The 16,316-nt window shown below is 46.9% G+C and carries 14 protein-coding genes; 13 read left to right on the top strand and 1 reads right to left on the bottom strand.

The window, feature by feature from the left end:
• Positions 1-5: 5 nt before the first annotated feature.
• The 9 genes from BLV22_RS10485 (at position 6) to argH (ending at position 11,536) form a co-directional block, all read left to right on the top strand.
• Positions 6-1,637, top strand: coding sequence for an amidohydrolase (locus BLV22_RS10485; RefSeq protein WP_091614892.1), 1,632 nt, complete (start codon positions 6-8; stop codon positions 1,635-1,637).
• Positions 1,634-2,629: a signal peptide peptidase SppA gene (gene sppA / locus BLV22_RS10480; protein WP_091614890.1), complete on the top strand. Its 996-nt coding sequence runs from the start codon at positions 1,634-1,636 to the stop codon at positions 2,627-2,629. The genes BLV22_RS10485 and sppA overlap by 4 nt, the downstream gene beginning before the upstream one ends.
• Before the next feature lie 11 nt (positions 2,630-2,640).
• Positions 2,641-3,195 carry an RDD family protein gene (locus tag BLV22_RS10475; RefSeq protein ID WP_091614887.1) on the top strand — a complete coding sequence of 185 codons (555 nt, stop codon included), beginning with the start codon at positions 2,641-2,643 and terminating at the stop codon, positions 3,193-3,195.
• A gap of 32 nt (positions 3,196-3,227) precedes the next feature.
• A complete protein-coding gene (tpx, locus tag BLV22_RS10470; RefSeq protein WP_091614884.1) occupies positions 3,228-3,728 on the top strand; it encodes a thiol peroxidase in 501 nt (166 codons plus the stop codon).
• A 166-nt stretch (positions 3,729-3,894) separates the two neighbouring features.
• Positions 3,895-4,893 (top strand): class I SAM-dependent methyltransferase, encoded by a 999-nt coding sequence (locus tag BLV22_RS10465; protein ID WP_091614882.1) that lies wholly within the window; start codon positions 3,895-3,897, stop codon positions 4,891-4,893.
• A 29-nt stretch (positions 4,894-4,922) separates the two neighbouring features.
• Positions 4,923-6,116, top strand: a complete 1,194-nt coding sequence (locus BLV22_RS10460; RefSeq protein ID WP_091614879.1) for an acetate/propionate family kinase — start codon at positions 4,923-4,925, stop codon at positions 6,114-6,116.
• A gap of 121 nt (positions 6,117-6,237) precedes the next feature.
• The gene (locus BLV22_RS10455) at positions 6,238-8,616 is read left to right on the top strand and encodes a Lon protease family protein (protein ID WP_091614876.1); all 2,379 of its coding nucleotides are present in this window, start codon (positions 6,238-6,240) and stop codon (positions 8,614-8,616) included.
• A 338-nt stretch (positions 8,617-8,954) separates the two neighbouring features.
• Positions 8,955-10,160 (top strand): argininosuccinate synthase, encoded by a 1,206-nt coding sequence (locus BLV22_RS10450; RefSeq protein WP_091614874.1) that lies wholly within the window; start codon positions 8,955-8,957, stop codon positions 10,158-10,160.
• Positions 10,157-11,536 carry an argininosuccinate lyase gene (argH, locus tag BLV22_RS10445; RefSeq protein WP_091614871.1) on the top strand — a complete coding sequence of 460 codons (1,380 nt, stop codon included), beginning with the start codon at positions 10,157-10,159 and terminating at the stop codon, positions 11,534-11,536. The genes BLV22_RS10450 and argH overlap by 4 nt, the downstream gene beginning before the upstream one ends.
• Positions 11,537-11,661: 125 nt before the next feature.
• On the opposite strand, the gene BLV22_RS10440 is transcribed toward argH, so the two are convergent.
• Positions 11,662-12,102: a universal stress protein gene (locus tag BLV22_RS10440; RefSeq protein ID WP_091614868.1), complete on the bottom strand. Its 441-nt coding sequence runs from the start codon at positions 12,100-12,102 to the stop codon at positions 11,662-11,664.
• A gap of 171 nt (positions 12,103-12,273) precedes the next feature.
• Here BLV22_RS10440 and BLV22_RS10435 point away from each other — a divergent pair, with 171 nt between their 5' ends.
• The 4 genes from BLV22_RS10435 (at position 12,274) to BLV22_RS10420 (ending at position 16,281) form a co-directional block, all read left to right on the top strand.
• On the top strand, positions 12,274-13,032 hold the full coding sequence (locus BLV22_RS10435) for an SDR family oxidoreductase (protein ID WP_091614865.1): 759 nt from the start codon (positions 12,274-12,276) through the stop codon (positions 13,030-13,032).
• 77 nt (positions 13,033-13,109) lie between these two features.
• On the top strand, positions 13,110-13,793 hold the full coding sequence (locus tag BLV22_RS10430) for a metal-dependent hydrolase (protein WP_091614863.1): 684 nt from the start codon (positions 13,110-13,112) through the stop codon (positions 13,791-13,793).
• 200 nt (positions 13,794-13,993) lie between these two features.
• The gene (locus tag BLV22_RS10425) at positions 13,994-15,304 is read left to right on the top strand and encodes a CBS domain-containing protein (RefSeq protein WP_091614860.1); all 1,311 of its coding nucleotides are present in this window, start codon (positions 13,994-13,996) and stop codon (positions 15,302-15,304) included.
• Positions 15,305-15,321: 17 nt separating this feature from the next.
• Positions 15,322-16,281: a DHH family phosphoesterase gene (locus BLV22_RS10420; RefSeq protein WP_245724071.1), complete on the top strand. Its 960-nt coding sequence runs from the start codon at positions 15,322-15,324 to the stop codon at positions 16,279-16,281.
• Positions 16,282-16,316: the final 35 nt, after the last annotated feature.

Raw genomic sequence — 16,316 nt, 5'->3', positions numbered from 1 at the left:
ATGCTGTGAAAACACTTTGGTATAACGGAAATATTTACACGATGAAAAAAGAAAAAGAACAGGTCGAAGCCGTCTTAACCTCGGACGGGACGATTGAAAAAGCAGGGTTGCTCAGAGATATAGAAAAAGAACTGCAAACTGCTGCTGTCCGCCGGATAGATTTAAACGGAAATGCGATGTACCCGGGTTTTACCGACAGTCATTTACATATGATCGGGTTGGGGGAAACGATGATCCAGCTGGATCTGTCAGAGTGTACTTCTGCAGAAGAGATGGCTGCGCTGATTAAGGAGAAAACAAAAGAAATTCCTGCCGGAGAATGGGTCATAGGAGAAGGATGGAATGAGAATAATTTCCCTGACCGGAAAATTTTCCACCGGGAGGAGCTTGATGATTTAGTGCCCGCTCATCCATTGCTTTTGACCCGGATATGCCGTCACGCGGCATTGGTTAACACACGCGCCCTTGATGCTGCGGGTATTGATAAAGATACTCCGGATCCGGAGGGGGGCATTATTGTTAAATCAAGGTACGGGGAGCCCACAGGCTATTTGCTCGACCAGGCCGCCGATTTAGTGAAAAATGAAATTCCAGAAGTGTCTGAGGAATATTTACATGAAGCACTTGGGAAAGCGGTGCGCCACATGCATCAATGTGGACTGACCGGCGGCCATACGGAAGATCTTAATTACTACGGTGGATTTACAAGGACATTGAACACGTTCAGAAATATTTTGGCAGCCACTTCATTTCGGGCACACCTTCTTGTGCATCATGAAGTGTTTCCGGATTTTATACAGCAGGGCCACACTTACGGCCTTCTTGAGGAAGGTCTGGAGCTTGGCGCCATGAAAATATTTGCAGATGGAGCTCTCGGTGGGCGTACCGCTCTTCTCAGTCGCCCTTACAATGATGCCCCTGAAACAGCAGGCGTTGCTATCCATTCGAGAGAAGAGTTAAAACAGCTCGTGGCAGAAGCCAGAAAAGAAAATATGCCGGTGGCTGTTCACGCTATTGGCGATTTGGCTTTGGAATATGTGATAGATGCTTTAGAAGCCTGGCCGGTTCCGGAAGGAGTGAGAGACCGGATTATTCATGTCCAAATCGCAAGGGAGGATTTGATGGAACGGCTGAAGGCTCTGCCGGTGGCGCTCGATCTGCAGCCCCGGTTTGTGCTTTCGGACTTTCCGTGGGTTGAAGAACGCCTTGGCAAAGAAAGACTTCGTTATTCCTTCGCCTGGAAAACACTCCTAGATCAGGGGATAATCTGTGCAGGAAGCTCAGACGCTCCTATTGAATCCGTAGATCCCAGAACCGGAATTTATGCGGCCATCGCCCGGAAAAACCCGGGAGAGCCGCACAACGGTTATATGCCGGAGGAAAAACTAACTCCTTTTCAAGCCGTGGAGCTGTATACCGGCGGCAGTGCCAGGGCGATCAGCCGGGAGCACGACCTGGGCAGGATTGCTCCCGGTTACAAAGCAGACTTTACGGTGCTCCGGAAGGATCTGTTTCAAATTAAGCCGGAAGAGATATTAACAGCCGAAGTGGAAGCAACCGTCGTAGGGGACGAGGTCGTGTTCCTGCCGGAGGAGAGCAGAATTAAAATTAATAATGAAACGGAGGAACAATCATGAATGCAAAAAGGTGGTTTGCTTTATTAGCGGCAGCGGTGCTTCTCATCGTCTCCCTTGGTGCCCAGACAGCTTTTTCACTGTGGAATACTGTCTCGAACCAGGCGCAAAATCAGCAGAATCAGGAAGATATAGTAAAAGAGGGCTCTTCAGACAGCCGGATAGCTATGCTTGATGTAGAGGGGACCATCCAATCCTCGAGCGGGTCCGGTGCTTTCTCCGGGGAAGGCTACAACCATGATGAATTTCTGAGTAATCTGGAGGAAGCCGGATCGAGCGCAGATGTGGATGGCATTATCATTAATGTAAACAGCCCCGGCGGAGGTGTCGTTGAAAGTGATGAAATCCATGACGCCGTGGTCGAGGTACAGGAGGAAGAAAATAAGCCTGTGTATGTTTCGATGGGGAACACGGCTGCTTCCGGCGGCTACTACCTCGCAGCCCCAGCGGATAAAATTGTAGCTCATTCGGCGACTATTACCGGTTCGATAGGGGTAATTATGTCTTCCCTGAACTATTCTGAGCTGGCTGATGAACTTGGCATTGAAGGCGTGAACATAACGAGTGGTGAGTTTAAAGACATGGGATCACCCACAGAGGAAGTAACTGAGGAAGACCGGGATATTATGCAGGGCATAGTCGACGACATGTATGAAGATTTTCTGCAGGTCGTCATTGATGGAAGAGGGTTTAGTGAAGACGAAGCCCGGGACTTAGCTGATGGCCGTATTTATACGGGCGAGCAGGCAGAAGAGAATGGATTGATCGATGAACTCGGGACTTCAGAAGACACTATCGCAATGATGGAAGAAGATCTTGAACTCGGAGACGCTACTGTAGAACGTTACACTTCGGATGGATTTAGCTGGCAGTCTCTTATGCAAAATTCCGTCCAGGGAATGTTCATTTCTGATGAGAAGCTGCTGGGACTCCAGGAACTGCTGAAATCAGTCGGAAGCGACAGTCCGCGGCCAATGTATTTGTATGAAGGATAGGAGGGATGAAGATGACGACAAACGGCCGCTATCCGGAAGACGCACAGGGAACTGAACAAACGGTGCCGGAAGAAAACAGTAAGAGTGCTGATGCTCTGCCCGGGACAGCGGATAAGCAGAATTCCACTGGAAGAAATGAAGCGAACGAAGAACTGTTCGCAGGGTTTTGGATGCGCTTTTGGGCGTACCTTACCGATTTGATTATACTTTTTTCCTTAAACGGGCTCCTTCTCTCTCCTTTCTATTTTACGGGAGAAGGAGAAATATGGGGATTCATCACATTGTATGCCGTGTTTAACGCGGTGATCACCTATGGATATTTTGTGCTGATGACAAAATTTTATGGGCAGACGCTTGGTAAAATGATTTTCGGTTTGAGAGTGATCCGGGTAAACCGGGAAAAACTAAAATGGTCCGATATTATTTTCAGGGAAATCGTTCTTCGATTTGCCTACCGCAGTCTGGTTATTACAAATCTGGCGTATATTGTGGTGGCATTCACACCACAAAAGGCGGGTATTCATGATATGATTGCCGATACGAGGGTCATTCATACAAGAAAATGATGCCCGTGAACAAAAAGTGAAGGAGGAGTAAGATGACAGCAGTAACGTTTAAAGAAAAACCGGTGACACTTGTAGGAGACAAAGTCGAAATCGGAGAATACGCTCCCGATTTCACTGTACTTGCCAATGATATGAGCCCGGTATCACTAAGTGATGCCTCGGGTAAAGTAAGGTTAATCAGCGTAGTACCATCTATTGATACAGGTGTCTGCTCGCAGCAGACACGGAAGTTCAACGAAGAAGCTGCTTCGCTTGAAAATGTAGAAGTATGGACTATCAGCTGCGATCTTCCTTTTGCCCAGCGGCGCTGGTGTGCAGCAGAAGGTATTGAAAATGTCCGGGTACTGTCCGACTATAAAGATCTGGACTTTGGCGAACAATTTGGTCTGGTAATGGATGAAATGAGGCTGCTTGCCCGTTCGGTGATCGTAGTGGACAGCGAAGGCAAGGTTTCCTATAAGGAAGTTGTTTCAGAAGGAACGAACCATCCTGATTATGAAGCGGCAATTAACGCAGCCCACAATACAAACTAATGAAGAAAATGGCGCCTGCAAGGGCGTCATTTATTGTGTGCTTATGCCTGAAGAGTAATCGGGTTATTTCTGTTTTCATTACTTCTCTTTAAAGAGCACATCTGCTATACTGACGTATTGTAAAGTGAGAGCGGAGAAGCATTACGCTGCAGAAGGAGGGCGTGTCATGGACGAAACGACACCGGTCGAACAACTATTTGAATTGCTGGATGACCTTACGAAAACGATACAGCAGGAACTGAATATAACGTATTTGGAAGCGATAGCCGAAGCCGGAGAAGATATCTTTCAGGGAACGGTAGTGCAGCGTATATCTGCAGAGGAAAAAGACCGTCTGGAGCAAAGCCTGGAAGAAAATATGCCTGAAGCGATGGAGCAGGAGGATATCCGCAAAGCGTTTCAGCTTGCCCTGATTAAAGGAATGAAGCAGTCCGTGCAGCAGCACCATGCTATTACACCAGACGCTGTTGCGATTTTCATGGGTTATTTAGTAGACAAGCTGATGAATGGGCGTAAAGAATTTGTGGTCGCGGACCCGGCTGTAGGGACAGGTAATCTTCTATCAGCCGTATTAAATCAGCTGTCGGAAAAAAATATTGAGGCGTACGGATCGGAAGTTGACGAAACGTTAATTAAAATTGCCTACACGCTGGCGAATCTTCAGGAGCATGCTGTTCAGCTGTTTCATCAGGACAGTATTGAACAATTCGGTGCGCCTGATCCGGACGTGGTCATGAGCGATCTTCCGGTTGGCTATTATCCGAAAAATCAAATTGCCGAATTATACCAGCTGGGAAGCACAGACGGAAAATCCTACGTGCATCACCTGCTTGTGGAGGGCATGATGAACCAGCTGAAGCCGGGTGGTTTTATGGTGCTTCTTATCCCAAATAACCTGTTTGAAGATGAAAAGGCAGCGGAGCTTCAGGCATACGTAAAAAGACAGGCGCATACGCTAGGTCTTCTTCAGCTGCCGGAAACGATGTTTCAGGCCAAAGAAGCATCGAAAAGTATATGGATGCTTCAAAAGAAAAGTCCTGATGTAAAACAGCCGGGACAGGCGCTATTGGCAGAGCTGCCATCATTCAGCCGCCAGGAAGCTCTGCAGGATATGATGAAGCGGATCAATGACTGGTTTGTACAAGAAGGGTTTATCAACAAATAAAGAGAGTAATTATTAGGAGTGGAGAAAGAATGTCTACCATTATTGCTATTAATGCGGGGAGCTCCTCGCTGAAATTTCAACTGCTGCAGATGCCTGAAGAAACAATTATCACTAAAGGGGTCGTCGAACGGATCGGCCTGGAGTCTCCTTTTATTACCGTAGAGGTACAGGGAGAAAAGAAAACCGAATATCCTTCCCTGCAAAACCACGAAGAGGCTGTAAAAGCCCTGTTGGATTCGTTAACAAAATACAATGTTATTACCGATGTTAATGATATTGAAGGGGTTGGCCACCGGGTAGTTCACGGAGGCGAAACATTTTCGGATTCTGTTTTAATTACAGAGCAGGTGCTCAGCGAACTCGAAAACGTAAGCGAGCTTGCCCCGCTTCATAACCCGGCTAACATTGTCGGTATTAAAGCGTTTCGTGATATTCTCCCGGATGTTCCATCTGTAGCGGTATTTGACACAGCTTTTCACCAGTCGATCCCGAAAGAAAAATATTTATATGGTGTTCCTTATGAATACTACGAAAAGTACGGCGTTCGTAAATACGGCTTTCATGGGACTTCCCATAAATATGTGAGTCAGCGGATGACAGAGTTAATGGATCGTCCGGAAAATGACCTGAAAATCATTTCGTGCCATATCGGTAATGGTGCAAGCATCACGGCAGTGGACCAGGGTGCTTCCGTTGATACGTCGATGGGCTTCACCCCGCTTGCAGGCGTAATGATGGGCACACGTTCCGGCAACATTGATCCGGCACTGATTCCATATTTAATGGAAAAAACCGGACAGACAGCTGCGGAAGTTATTGACACATTAAATAAAAAGAGCGGCCTGCTTGGTGTAAGCGGAGTATCCAGTGATTTCCGCGATGTCGTTCAGCAGGCAGAGGCAGGCAATGAAAGAGCCCGGACAGCTCTCGATATATATTTGACGCGTATGCATAAATATATCGGCACCTACGCAGCCAGTATGAACGGCGTCGATGCAGTTATATTCACTGCCGGTGTAGGAGAAAACAGCGCGCTGGTCCGTGAAAAAGTAATGGAAGGCCTTGAATTTATGGGTATTCAAATTGATAAAGAGAAAAACAGTCAGACTTCGGGAGAGGCGTTTATTCAGACAGATGACTCCCGCGTGGCTGTCGCAGTAGTTCCTACTGATGAAGAAGTAATGATTGCCAGGGACACGGTCCGGCTTGGCCAGATTCAATAAGTAATACTCAACTCCTGTTTCGGTGAAGCAGGAGTTTTTTACAGAATATATGACATTTCTGCATATATTCTTTGGATAATGGGAAAGAAGGAGTAACAGTACTTTGAAAGGAGACAGACTTATGCAAACAGCCGAAATGCGCTGCAAACTTCCTGTCTCAGCATTAGCGGAGCGCTGCGATCCGCGCATGTTTTCCTTTCACACAACGAAAGAATTAACAGATAGAACTCAGGGAATGATTGGACAAGAGCGTGCAGTGAAAGCTATGGAGATGGGTTTGGATATTCAGGATGAAAATTATCATATGTTTTTAACCGGAGCAAGCGGGCTTGGGAAAACGACATATGCCCGGAGAAAAGCAACGGAAGCAGCAGAAAAAAGGCAGGTGCCGGCTGACTGGATTTATACATATTCTTTTGAAGATCCCCGGCGGCCGAAGGTGATGAGCATTCCCGCCGGAATGGCTGAGCCGTTTGCTAAAGATATTAAAGAATTGATTGAGGATCTCCAGGAAGAGATTGCTTCAACACTCCGCAGTAAGTCCTTTGAGCGGAAGAAAGTATCTATGGCGGAAAAACATGAAAAAGTGATTAATGAGCACTGGGAAAAGCTTGAAGAGGAAGCCGCGGCGAAGGGTTTTGCTCTTGAAAAAACAGAAGAAGACATCGTGGCGGTGCCGCTTAAAGAAGACGGCGAAGCCCACAGTGACGAAAGCTATAACGAACTTTCAAAAAGCCGGCAGGATTATATCATGGAGGAGTCCCAGACGATTACCAGACAGGTGAACGACTTTTTGAGACAACAGCAGGTTGCAAAGCGTATTTTAAGACGCCAGCTCAGGGAAGCCGACGAACAGATGGTTCAAACATCCATCCAGGGCTTTATTTCAACTTTAAAAGATGAATATGTCAACGAAGGCTTACATAAATTCCTGTCGGATATGGAAAAGGATGTTATTCAGCACTGGCAGGAATTCCTGCCTGCAAAAGAAACACAGGAAGGGCGTCCGGCCGTATCGGGCTTTTCGTTCTGCCGGTATGAAATTAATATTCTGGTAAATAACAGCGGCAATTCGGGGGCACCTGTCGTTTATGAGTCTCACCCGACATATGTCAACCTGTTTGGAAAAGTCGAAATTGGACGCAATGGAGGTTCACCGACGGATTTCTCCCATATCAGGGGCGGTGCACTTCACCGGGCAAACGGAGGGTTTTTAATCCTTCATGCCGCAGAACTGATGTCGCATCCATTTGCATGGAAAGCATTAAAAAGAGCCATGCGACTGGGCCACATCCGGCTTGAGACCCCTTATGAGGATTCCGATATATTTGCCAGCACTTACCTTGAGCCGGAGCCTGTACCTTTTCAGGCGAAGGTGCTTCTTGTCGGAACGAATGCTTTATACCAGAAGCTCCAAAAAGAAGATGAAACCTTCCGTAAGCTTTTTAAAGTGAAGGTGGATTTTACTACCACCATGGAGCGGACAAAAGAAAATATATGGCAATACGCTACTTTCCTGGCCTGTTTTTGTGACAATAAGCGGCTTCGTCCTTTGACATCGGAAGCAGTGGCAAGGCTTATTGACTACAGCACCAGGGAAGCAGGTCACCAGCGTAAGCTTTCCGTTAAATTTCACGAAGTAACATCTTTATTAATTGAAGCGGATTATTGGGCTGGACAGAAACAATCAGCCATAATTGAACAAGAGCATGTGCACGCTGCCTTAAAAGAAACAAATTACCGTTCAGCTCAGCCGGAAGCAGCCATCCATGAAGCGATTGAAGACGGAACAATCAATATCGCAACGAGCGGAGAAAAAATTGGCCAGATCAATGCGTTGGTGGTAGCCCACACAGGAGATTATTCATTTGGTTATCCGACCCGTGTAACGGCACGTACATATGCCGGGAGCGGCGGTATCGTTAATATCGACAGAGAATCCCAGCTTACCGGAGCTTTTCATACCAAGGGCCTTCATACACTAACAAGCTATCTGCAGGCGGAATTTGCAAGCGACCGGCCCCTGCCGCTTGCGGCAAGCATCACCTTCGAACAGTCCTATCATTTAGTAGACGGTGACAGCGCTTCAAGCACGGAGCTTTATGCTCTCCTGTCTTCTCTGGCAGAAGTGCCGCTCCGCCAGGACATTGCCGTGACCGGAGCCGTCAATCAGTTTGGTGATGTGCAGGCGATTGGAGAAGTGAACGAAAAAATTGAAGGCTTTTATTATGTATGCAAAAAACAGGGCCTCACAAAAACCCAGGGTGTAATTATACCGACACAGAACATTAAGCATTTAATGCTTCGAAATGAAATCAGGCGGGCAGTGGAGGCCGGTGATTTCCACATCTGGGCGGTGAACACTGTAAAGGAAGGCATGGAAATACTTATGAGTGAACATGCCGGGGAGGTAGGAGAAAACGGGTTTTACGCTTCCAATACTGTTTACGGTAACGTGCAGCAGCGTTTAATGGAAATGGCAGAAAAGCATCAGGAATAAATGCAGCAGAGAGGCCCATACAGGCGTCTCTGCTTATTTTCGTGCTTGCCCGGCTGTTTAAGAGGAGTATTCAAAGCTGTTTTATGACTCATGCATGCACATACACTGAAGTGTATGATATGGGGCGGATAACGCATAAAATATCAAAAAAATAAATTTTTATACTAAAAAATTGTATTTTCCGGTTGCAAATTCTTTGTGGGCTTGTTAAAGTAATGAAAGAAGTTGAATACAGTAATCATAAACAAAGGCGCTGGTCCTTTTAATTTTTTCAAAACGATGTATAAAAATAATTAATCAAGTATGAATATTCAATTATAATCTGGAGGGTAATAAGAATGGCAGACAAAAAAGTAGTTCTCGCTTATTCAGGCGGTTTAGACACATCAGTAGCAATCAAGTGGTTGAGCAGTCAAGGGTATGAAGTGGTAGCGGTAGGTCTTGACGTAGGTGAAGGGAAAGACTTGGAATTTGTAAAAAATAAAGCACTGGAAGTAGGAGCGGTACAGTCGTATACGGTAGATGCCAAAAAAGAATTCGCCGAAGATTTCGTGCTTCCGGCCCTGCAGGCACATACGCTGTATGAACAAAAATATCCGCTCGTTTCCGCATTATCACGGCCGTTGATTTCAAAGAAACTTGTGGAAATTGCCGAGCAGACAAATGCCGATGCCGTAGCGCATGGCTGCACTGGTAAAGGAAACGACCAGGTGAGATTTGAAGTCAGCATTCAGGCTCTTAATCCTGATCTCGAAGTACTCGCACCTGTCCGGGAGTGGGGATGGTCGAGAGATGAAGAAATCGCTTATGCGAAAGAAAATGACGTTCCTGTGCCGGTAAACCTCGATAATCCATATTCTGTCGACCAGAATCTCTGGGGCAGAAGCAACGAATGCGGCGTTCTGGAAGACCCATGGGCTACACCGCCGGAAGGCGCGTATGATTTGACGAATCCGCTCGAAAAAACACCGGACGAAGCAGATATCGTCGAAATTGAATTCAAGCAGGGCAAGCCGGTGGCGCTTAACGGTCAGGCCTATGAACTGCAGGATTTGATTTTGGAATTAAACGACGTTGCCGGTAAGCACGGCGTGGGCAGAATTGATCACGTAGAAAACAGAATGGTTGGAATTAAATCAAGAGAAATTTATGAGTGCCCGGCAGCTATGACACTGATTCAGGCACACAAAGAGCTTGAAGACCTGACGCTTTCCAAAGAAGTAGCGCACTTTAAGCCGGTTATTGAGAAAAAATTGAGTGAAGTGATCTATGAAGGACTGTGGTTCTCCCAGGTGCGGCCGGCGCTTGAAGCGTTTTTGAAAGAAACGCAGACCAACGTGACAGGCATTGTACGGGTGAAATTATTTAAAGGCCATGCTATCATTGAAGGAAGAAAATCAGACTACTCCTTGTACAATGAAAACCTGGCTACCTACTCGACACACGACGAATTTGATCATAATGCAGCTGTCGGATTTATTCAGCTGTGGGGTCTGCCAACCAAAGTACAAAGTGCAGTTAACAAGAAAGGTGTTAATGTATGACCAAACTGTGGGGCGGGCGCTTTACAAAACAAGCGGAAGAATGGGTGGATGCCTTCGGGGCATCCATTCCTTTTGACCAAAAACTGGTGGAAGAAGACATCCAGGGAAGTATTGCGCACGTACATATGCTGAAAAATCAGGAAATCATCACCGAAGAAGAAGCTTCCGAAATTCATCGCGGCCTGAAAGCGGTGCTTGCCAAAGCAAAAAACGGAGAATTGGAGTACTCGGTCCAAAATGAAGATATTCATTTGAACATCGAGAAATTTTTAATTGATGAAATCGGCCCGGTCGGGGGCAAGCTCCATACAGGGCGGAGCCGGAACGACCAGGTGGCCACAGATGTTCATCTGTATGTGAGAAATCATACACAGACCGTTATGAATTCCATCCGGGCCCTGCAGCAGGCACTGCTTCTGCAGGCAGAGGAGCACGTGGAAACCATTATCCCCGGCTACACTCATTTGCAGCGGGCACAGCCTATATCCTTTGGTCATCACATGATGGCTTATTTCTGGATGCTTGAGCGCGACTACGGGCGCTTTGAGGACAGCTTAAAACGCACGAACATTTCTCCTCTTGGGGCAGGGGCCCTCGCCGGTACAACATTCCCTATCGACCGCCGGCAGACTGCAGAAGAGCTCGGCTTTGACGATATTTACCAAAACAGCCTGGACGCAGTAAGCGACAGAGATTTTGCCCTGGAATTTATGAGCGCGGCCTCCACGGTCATGATGCATTTATCGAGATTGGCCGAAGAAATGATCTTCTGGTCAAGCCAGGAATTCCAGTTTATTGAGCTCGATGATTCCTTTGCGACAGGAAGCAGCATTATGCCGCAGAAGAAAAATCCGGATATGGCAGAGCTTATTCGCGGGAAAACCGGAAGAGTATACGGTAACCTGATGGGGCTTTATACGCTCTTGAAGGGGCTTCCGCTTGCGTATAACAAAGATATGCAGGAGGACAAAGAAGGGCTGTTTGATACCGTGCGGACGCTCGAAGGATCTCTGGATATTTTTGCGGGCATGGTGGAAACGATGGAAGTCCGCACGGAAAAAATGGCGGAAACAACCAGCAAAGACTTTTCCAATGCGACAGAACTGGCGGATTATCTTGCTGTTAAAGGAGTTCCATTCCGGGAGGCCCATGAGATTGTCGGTAAGTTAGTGCTGGACTGCATTCAGAACAACAAGTATCTTGTGGACCTTTCCATGGAAGAATTTAAAGCAGCTAATGGAGCATTTGAAGAAGACATCTATGAGGTCTTAAAGCCTGAAACTGTCGTCAGCCGCAGAAATAGTGAAGGCGGCACCGGCTTTGAACAGGTGCGTGCTGCGATCGAGCAGGGAAAAAAGGTAATAAATCAAACGTAATAAGTACTGCTGCCCCGTCGGGAGTGATCTTCCGGCCGGGGCTTTTTTATGCAGGAGAGCCTTCCGCCTGGATAAGCAATAAAAACCCCCGCGTCCGTAGGGATGCAGGGGTTTTTTGCTGGTTCCTATTTACGTACAATTAAGACATCACATTTTGCGTGACGGGCAATGGCTTCAGAAACGCTGCCGATAAATACACGCTCAACAGCATTCAAGCCGGTGGCACCGGTGATGATTAAATCTGCTTCATAGTTTTTGGCCAGCTCACGCGGGATCTTTGTTTTTGGAGAACCGAACTCCAACGAGGAGACGACGTCAGGGACCCCTGCATTTTTTGCTTCTGCCGTATAGTTCTCGAGCAGTTCGTTGCCATATTCTTCTGCTCGTGCAATAATAGTACGGTCATACCGTTCCATTGTAGCGAATGTTCTTGTGTCAATAACATGAGAGATGATTAGTTTTGCCTGCTGCTCCTGTGCGATCTCAACAGATTTTTTGAATGCTGTTCTGGATTCGTCTGAGCCGTCGACGGCAACAATGATAACTTCGTATCTACTCAATGCCATCCTCCCCTTTTGTCGTAGGATTTCTCTTTCCTATAGATATTTTTCCCTATTTTTTTAATTTAAAACGATTGTGTGTAGGTAAAAGGATGTGCCGGGTAAACAAGTAAAAAATGTTCAAATAATTTTCACTATTAAATGACTAATGGATGATATAAAGGCGGGTGAATAACGATGAGGCATGCGTTAATTACAGCAGGCACCAAAGGCCTCGGCCGAAAAGTTACTGAAGCTTTAAAAGAAAAAGGATATACATTGACTGTTACTTACCGAAAAAAAGACGAAGCATACTATAGGATGAAAAAGCAGTGGGAAGAAGAAAGCAGCCGTATTCAGTTTGTCCAGGGAGATATGGTGTCAAAGCAGGATGTTGAACGGATGGTGGAGGAAGCTTACACTGCTTTTGGCCGTCTGGATGTTGTCGTGAATAATGCCGGCCCTTACATATTTGAGAAAAAACAGCTGGCAGATTACTCAGATGAAGAATGGCACCGGATGATCGACGGCAATTTAAGCGCTGCCTTCCATTTGGCACGAAAGGCAATACCTATTATGCGCCGGCAGCAGTTCGGCCGTTTCGTCACGTATGGTTTCCAAAATGCCCCGACAGCCCCGGGGTGGATTTACCGCTCGGCCTATGCTGCAGCGAAAAGCGGGCTGGTTTCGCTGACAAAATCAATATCAATTGAAGAAGCTCCTCATGGCATTACCGCAAATATGGTGTGCCCGGGCTTAGTGACCGGCGATTTTAAGGAAGCGGATATCCATGAAGGCAGAGAGGTGACCGACCACTCCATCCCTGTAGGAAGACCGGCAACAGGCGGTGATATTGCGAGAACTATTTTGTTTTTAACGGATGACGATGCAGATATGATTACAGGTTCTGTGATTGAAGTGACCGGCGGAGTGGACGTGCTTCATAAACGCAGATAAATGGAAGGCAGTTTAAGTTAGGCCTGTAAAAGGTATAGTTCCCCGGAAACAGTTTTTGATTGCGGAGGAGGATATACATGAAAGTATCTTATCATGGTCACTCAGTAGTGAAGATTGAAACGAACGGCAAAACGATTTTGATTGATCCATTTATTACAGACAATCCGTTAACTGATCTAAACGCGGAAGAAGTAAAAGCAGATGCTATTCTGCTGACTCACGGTCACTTTGATCACGTTGGCGACACGGTGGATATTGCTAAACGCAACAACGCGCTTGTCGTGGCACCGTTTGAGCTGGCGCAGTATCTTGGCTGGCAGGGCGTAGAAACGCACCCGATGCATATCGGAGGCGGTTATACGTTTGATTTTGGTCACGTGCAGCTGACACAGGCATTTCACGGTTCCGGCTACTTCCTTGAAGAAGAACAAAAGATTATTTACACTGGCATGCCAAGTGGAATCATTTTCGAAGCAGAAGGTAAGAAAGTGTATCATATGGGTGATACCGGCTTGTTCTCTGATATTAAGCTCATCGCTGAAAGAAACAAGATTGATCTTTTATTCGTTCCGATCGGTGATAACTTCACGATGGGGCCAAAAGATGCCAAAACGGCAGCAGAATGGGTGAATGCGGATTATACAGTCCCAATCCATTACAATACTATGCCGCCTATCAAGCAGGATCCGCATCAGTTTGTGGACTCGCTCTCACCGCTGACAGGAAAAGCGCTGGAAGCAGGCGGTTCCATCGAACTGTAACACTTTCAAAAAACCGTTCAGTCATTAAAACAGACTGAGCGGTTTTTTTTAATGCAATTACCGGCAGGCAGTTGAAGGGAGGGTTTTTGAGCCGTATAATGTAATAGTACAGATAATATAACAGAAGTAATACAGTTAGAAATTTACGCAGACAGAACGTTCCCGGTAAATGCGTAAATAAAAAGGAAGGTACTGTGCCTATGGCGACTAAACATGAACAGATATTAAACTACATACTGGCTCTGGATGTAGGGGAAAAAATCTCGGTCCGTGGAATTGCAAAGAATTTAGAGGTAAGTGAAGGGACAGCGTACCGGGCGATCAAGGAAGCGGAAAACCAGGGAATTGTCAGTACGATCGAACGAGTCGGCACGATACGTATAGAAAAAAAGCAAAAAGAAAATTTTGAGCGCTTAACGTATGCTGAAGTAGTCAATATTATCGACGGTCAGGTGCTCGGGGGCAGGAACGGTCTGCACAAAACCCTGAACCGTTTCGTTATCGGAGCCATGAAGCTCGAAGCGATGATGCGCTATGTGGAGCCCGGCAATCTCCTTATTGTCGGCAACCGCTATCAGGTGCATAAGCTTGCGCTTGAAGCGGGAGCAGCTGTTTTAATCACCGGCGGATTTGACACGAATGAACATGTCATTTCTTTGGCGGATGAACTTGGGCTCCCGGTAATTACAACAACGTACGACACGTTTACGGTAGCCACAATGATCAACCGGGCGATCTATGACCAGCTGATTAAAAAGGAAATTGTAGTAGTAAACGATATTTTAATTCCGCTGCAGGACACCTATTTTATGACAGTGGATAACACTGTGGAAAAATGGCATGAAATGAACCAGAAAACCGGACACAGCAGATACCCGGTAATCAGCGAAGACATGAAAGTCCAGGGTATGGTGGCAGCGAAGGACGTCCTGGGTGCTTCTGCACAGACGTCCATCGAAAAAGTGATGACGAAATCGCCGATTACTGTAAGTGAACGAACGTCTGTAGCTTCGGTAGCCCACACGATGGTGTGGGAAGGGATCGAACTGCTCCCGGTGATGGACGATGCGAAAAAGCTGCTCGGAGTCATCAGCCGGCAGGACGTATTAAAAGCGCTGCAGATGGTTCAGCGTCAGCCCCACGTCGGGGAAACCATCGAAGATACGGTGACAAGCCGTTTCCGGGAAGCTTCCCCCGGGTCAGGCTTTATGTTTGAGTGCGATATTACCCCGCAGATGACTAATGCGCTTGGGACGGTAGCAAACGGGGTTATCATGTCTCTTGTTACAGAAACTGGCCGGCGTCTGCTTAGAGAATATAAAAAAGGTGACATGGTTGTAGAAAACGTAACGCTTTACTTTATCCGCCCGGTACAAATTGAAAGTAAAATTGATTTGAATGGAAAAATCCTTGAAGTGGGAAGAAAACACGGAAAAGTGGATGTGGAACTGTACTACGAAGGTGCAATCGTCGGTAAGGCGATGATGATGGTGCAGCTGCTCGACCGCTGATAGATGGAGGAAAGATAATGCAGATGTTTCAGGCAATCATACAAACGATAGAACAATACGGTAAAATTATGATTTACCGTCACGAGCGCCCGGACCCGGACGCTCTCGGTTCCCAGTCGGGACTGGCGGCATGGATTAGAAAACAGTTTCCGGACAAACAGGTAGGCACTACGGGTGAGAATGAACCCTCTCTTTCGTTTTTAACGACCATGGATGAACAGCCGTTTGAAGTGGATGCCGAAACACTGGTCATCGTTTGTGACACCGCTAATATGGCAAGAATCGACGGTGTGGGCTGGGACCAGGGAGCAGCAATTATAAAAATCGACCATCACCCGAACGAAGATCCATACGGCGAGCCGATGTGGGTGGATACGAAAAAAAGCTCCACTTGCGAAATGGTTACCGAGCTGGTGCTGTATGCCCAGCAGTCTTACGGCTGGACGATCCCGAATGATACCGCCCGCCTCTGCTACGCTGGTCTTATCGGGGATACCGGACGTTTCCAGTTCAATAACACAACGCCGAATACGATGCGTATGGCAGCTGAGCTGCTTGCATTTGATTTTGATCCGGGAGCCATCTATGCCGAAATGTATAAAAACCCCGAGAGTCTGGTACGTCTGCGCGGTGAAGTGCTTCAAAACTTCACGCTGACCGAAAACGGAGCAGCCTACATGTACTTAACACGGGAGCTGCTTGGTAAATACAATGTAACCATTAATGAATCTTCAGCGGTGATTAATTCGTTTGCTGATACAGAAGGAGTCATTGCCTGGGTATTTTTTGTAGAAGAAGAGCAGGGGTCATATCGTGTGCGCTTTCGCTCACGCGGGCCGGTGATCAATCAGCTGGCTGTTAAATACCGCGGCGGCGGACATACAATGGCTGCAGGAGCGAAAGCAGAGAACAGAAAGGAAACGGAAGATATTATACAGGAACTTGAGAACATCTGCCGAAATTGGAAGCAGAGGTAAACAAAATTCATAGCAGACCGGGCCGAAGGGAGGGG

Source organism: Marinococcus luteus (assembly GCF_900106595.1).
GTDB classification, from domain to species: Bacteria; Bacillota; Bacilli; order Bacillales; family Marinococcaceae; genus Marinococcus; species Marinococcus luteus.
The sequence above is the reverse complement of the archived record's forward strand: the minus strand, read 5'-3'. Positions and strand labels throughout refer to the sequence as shown.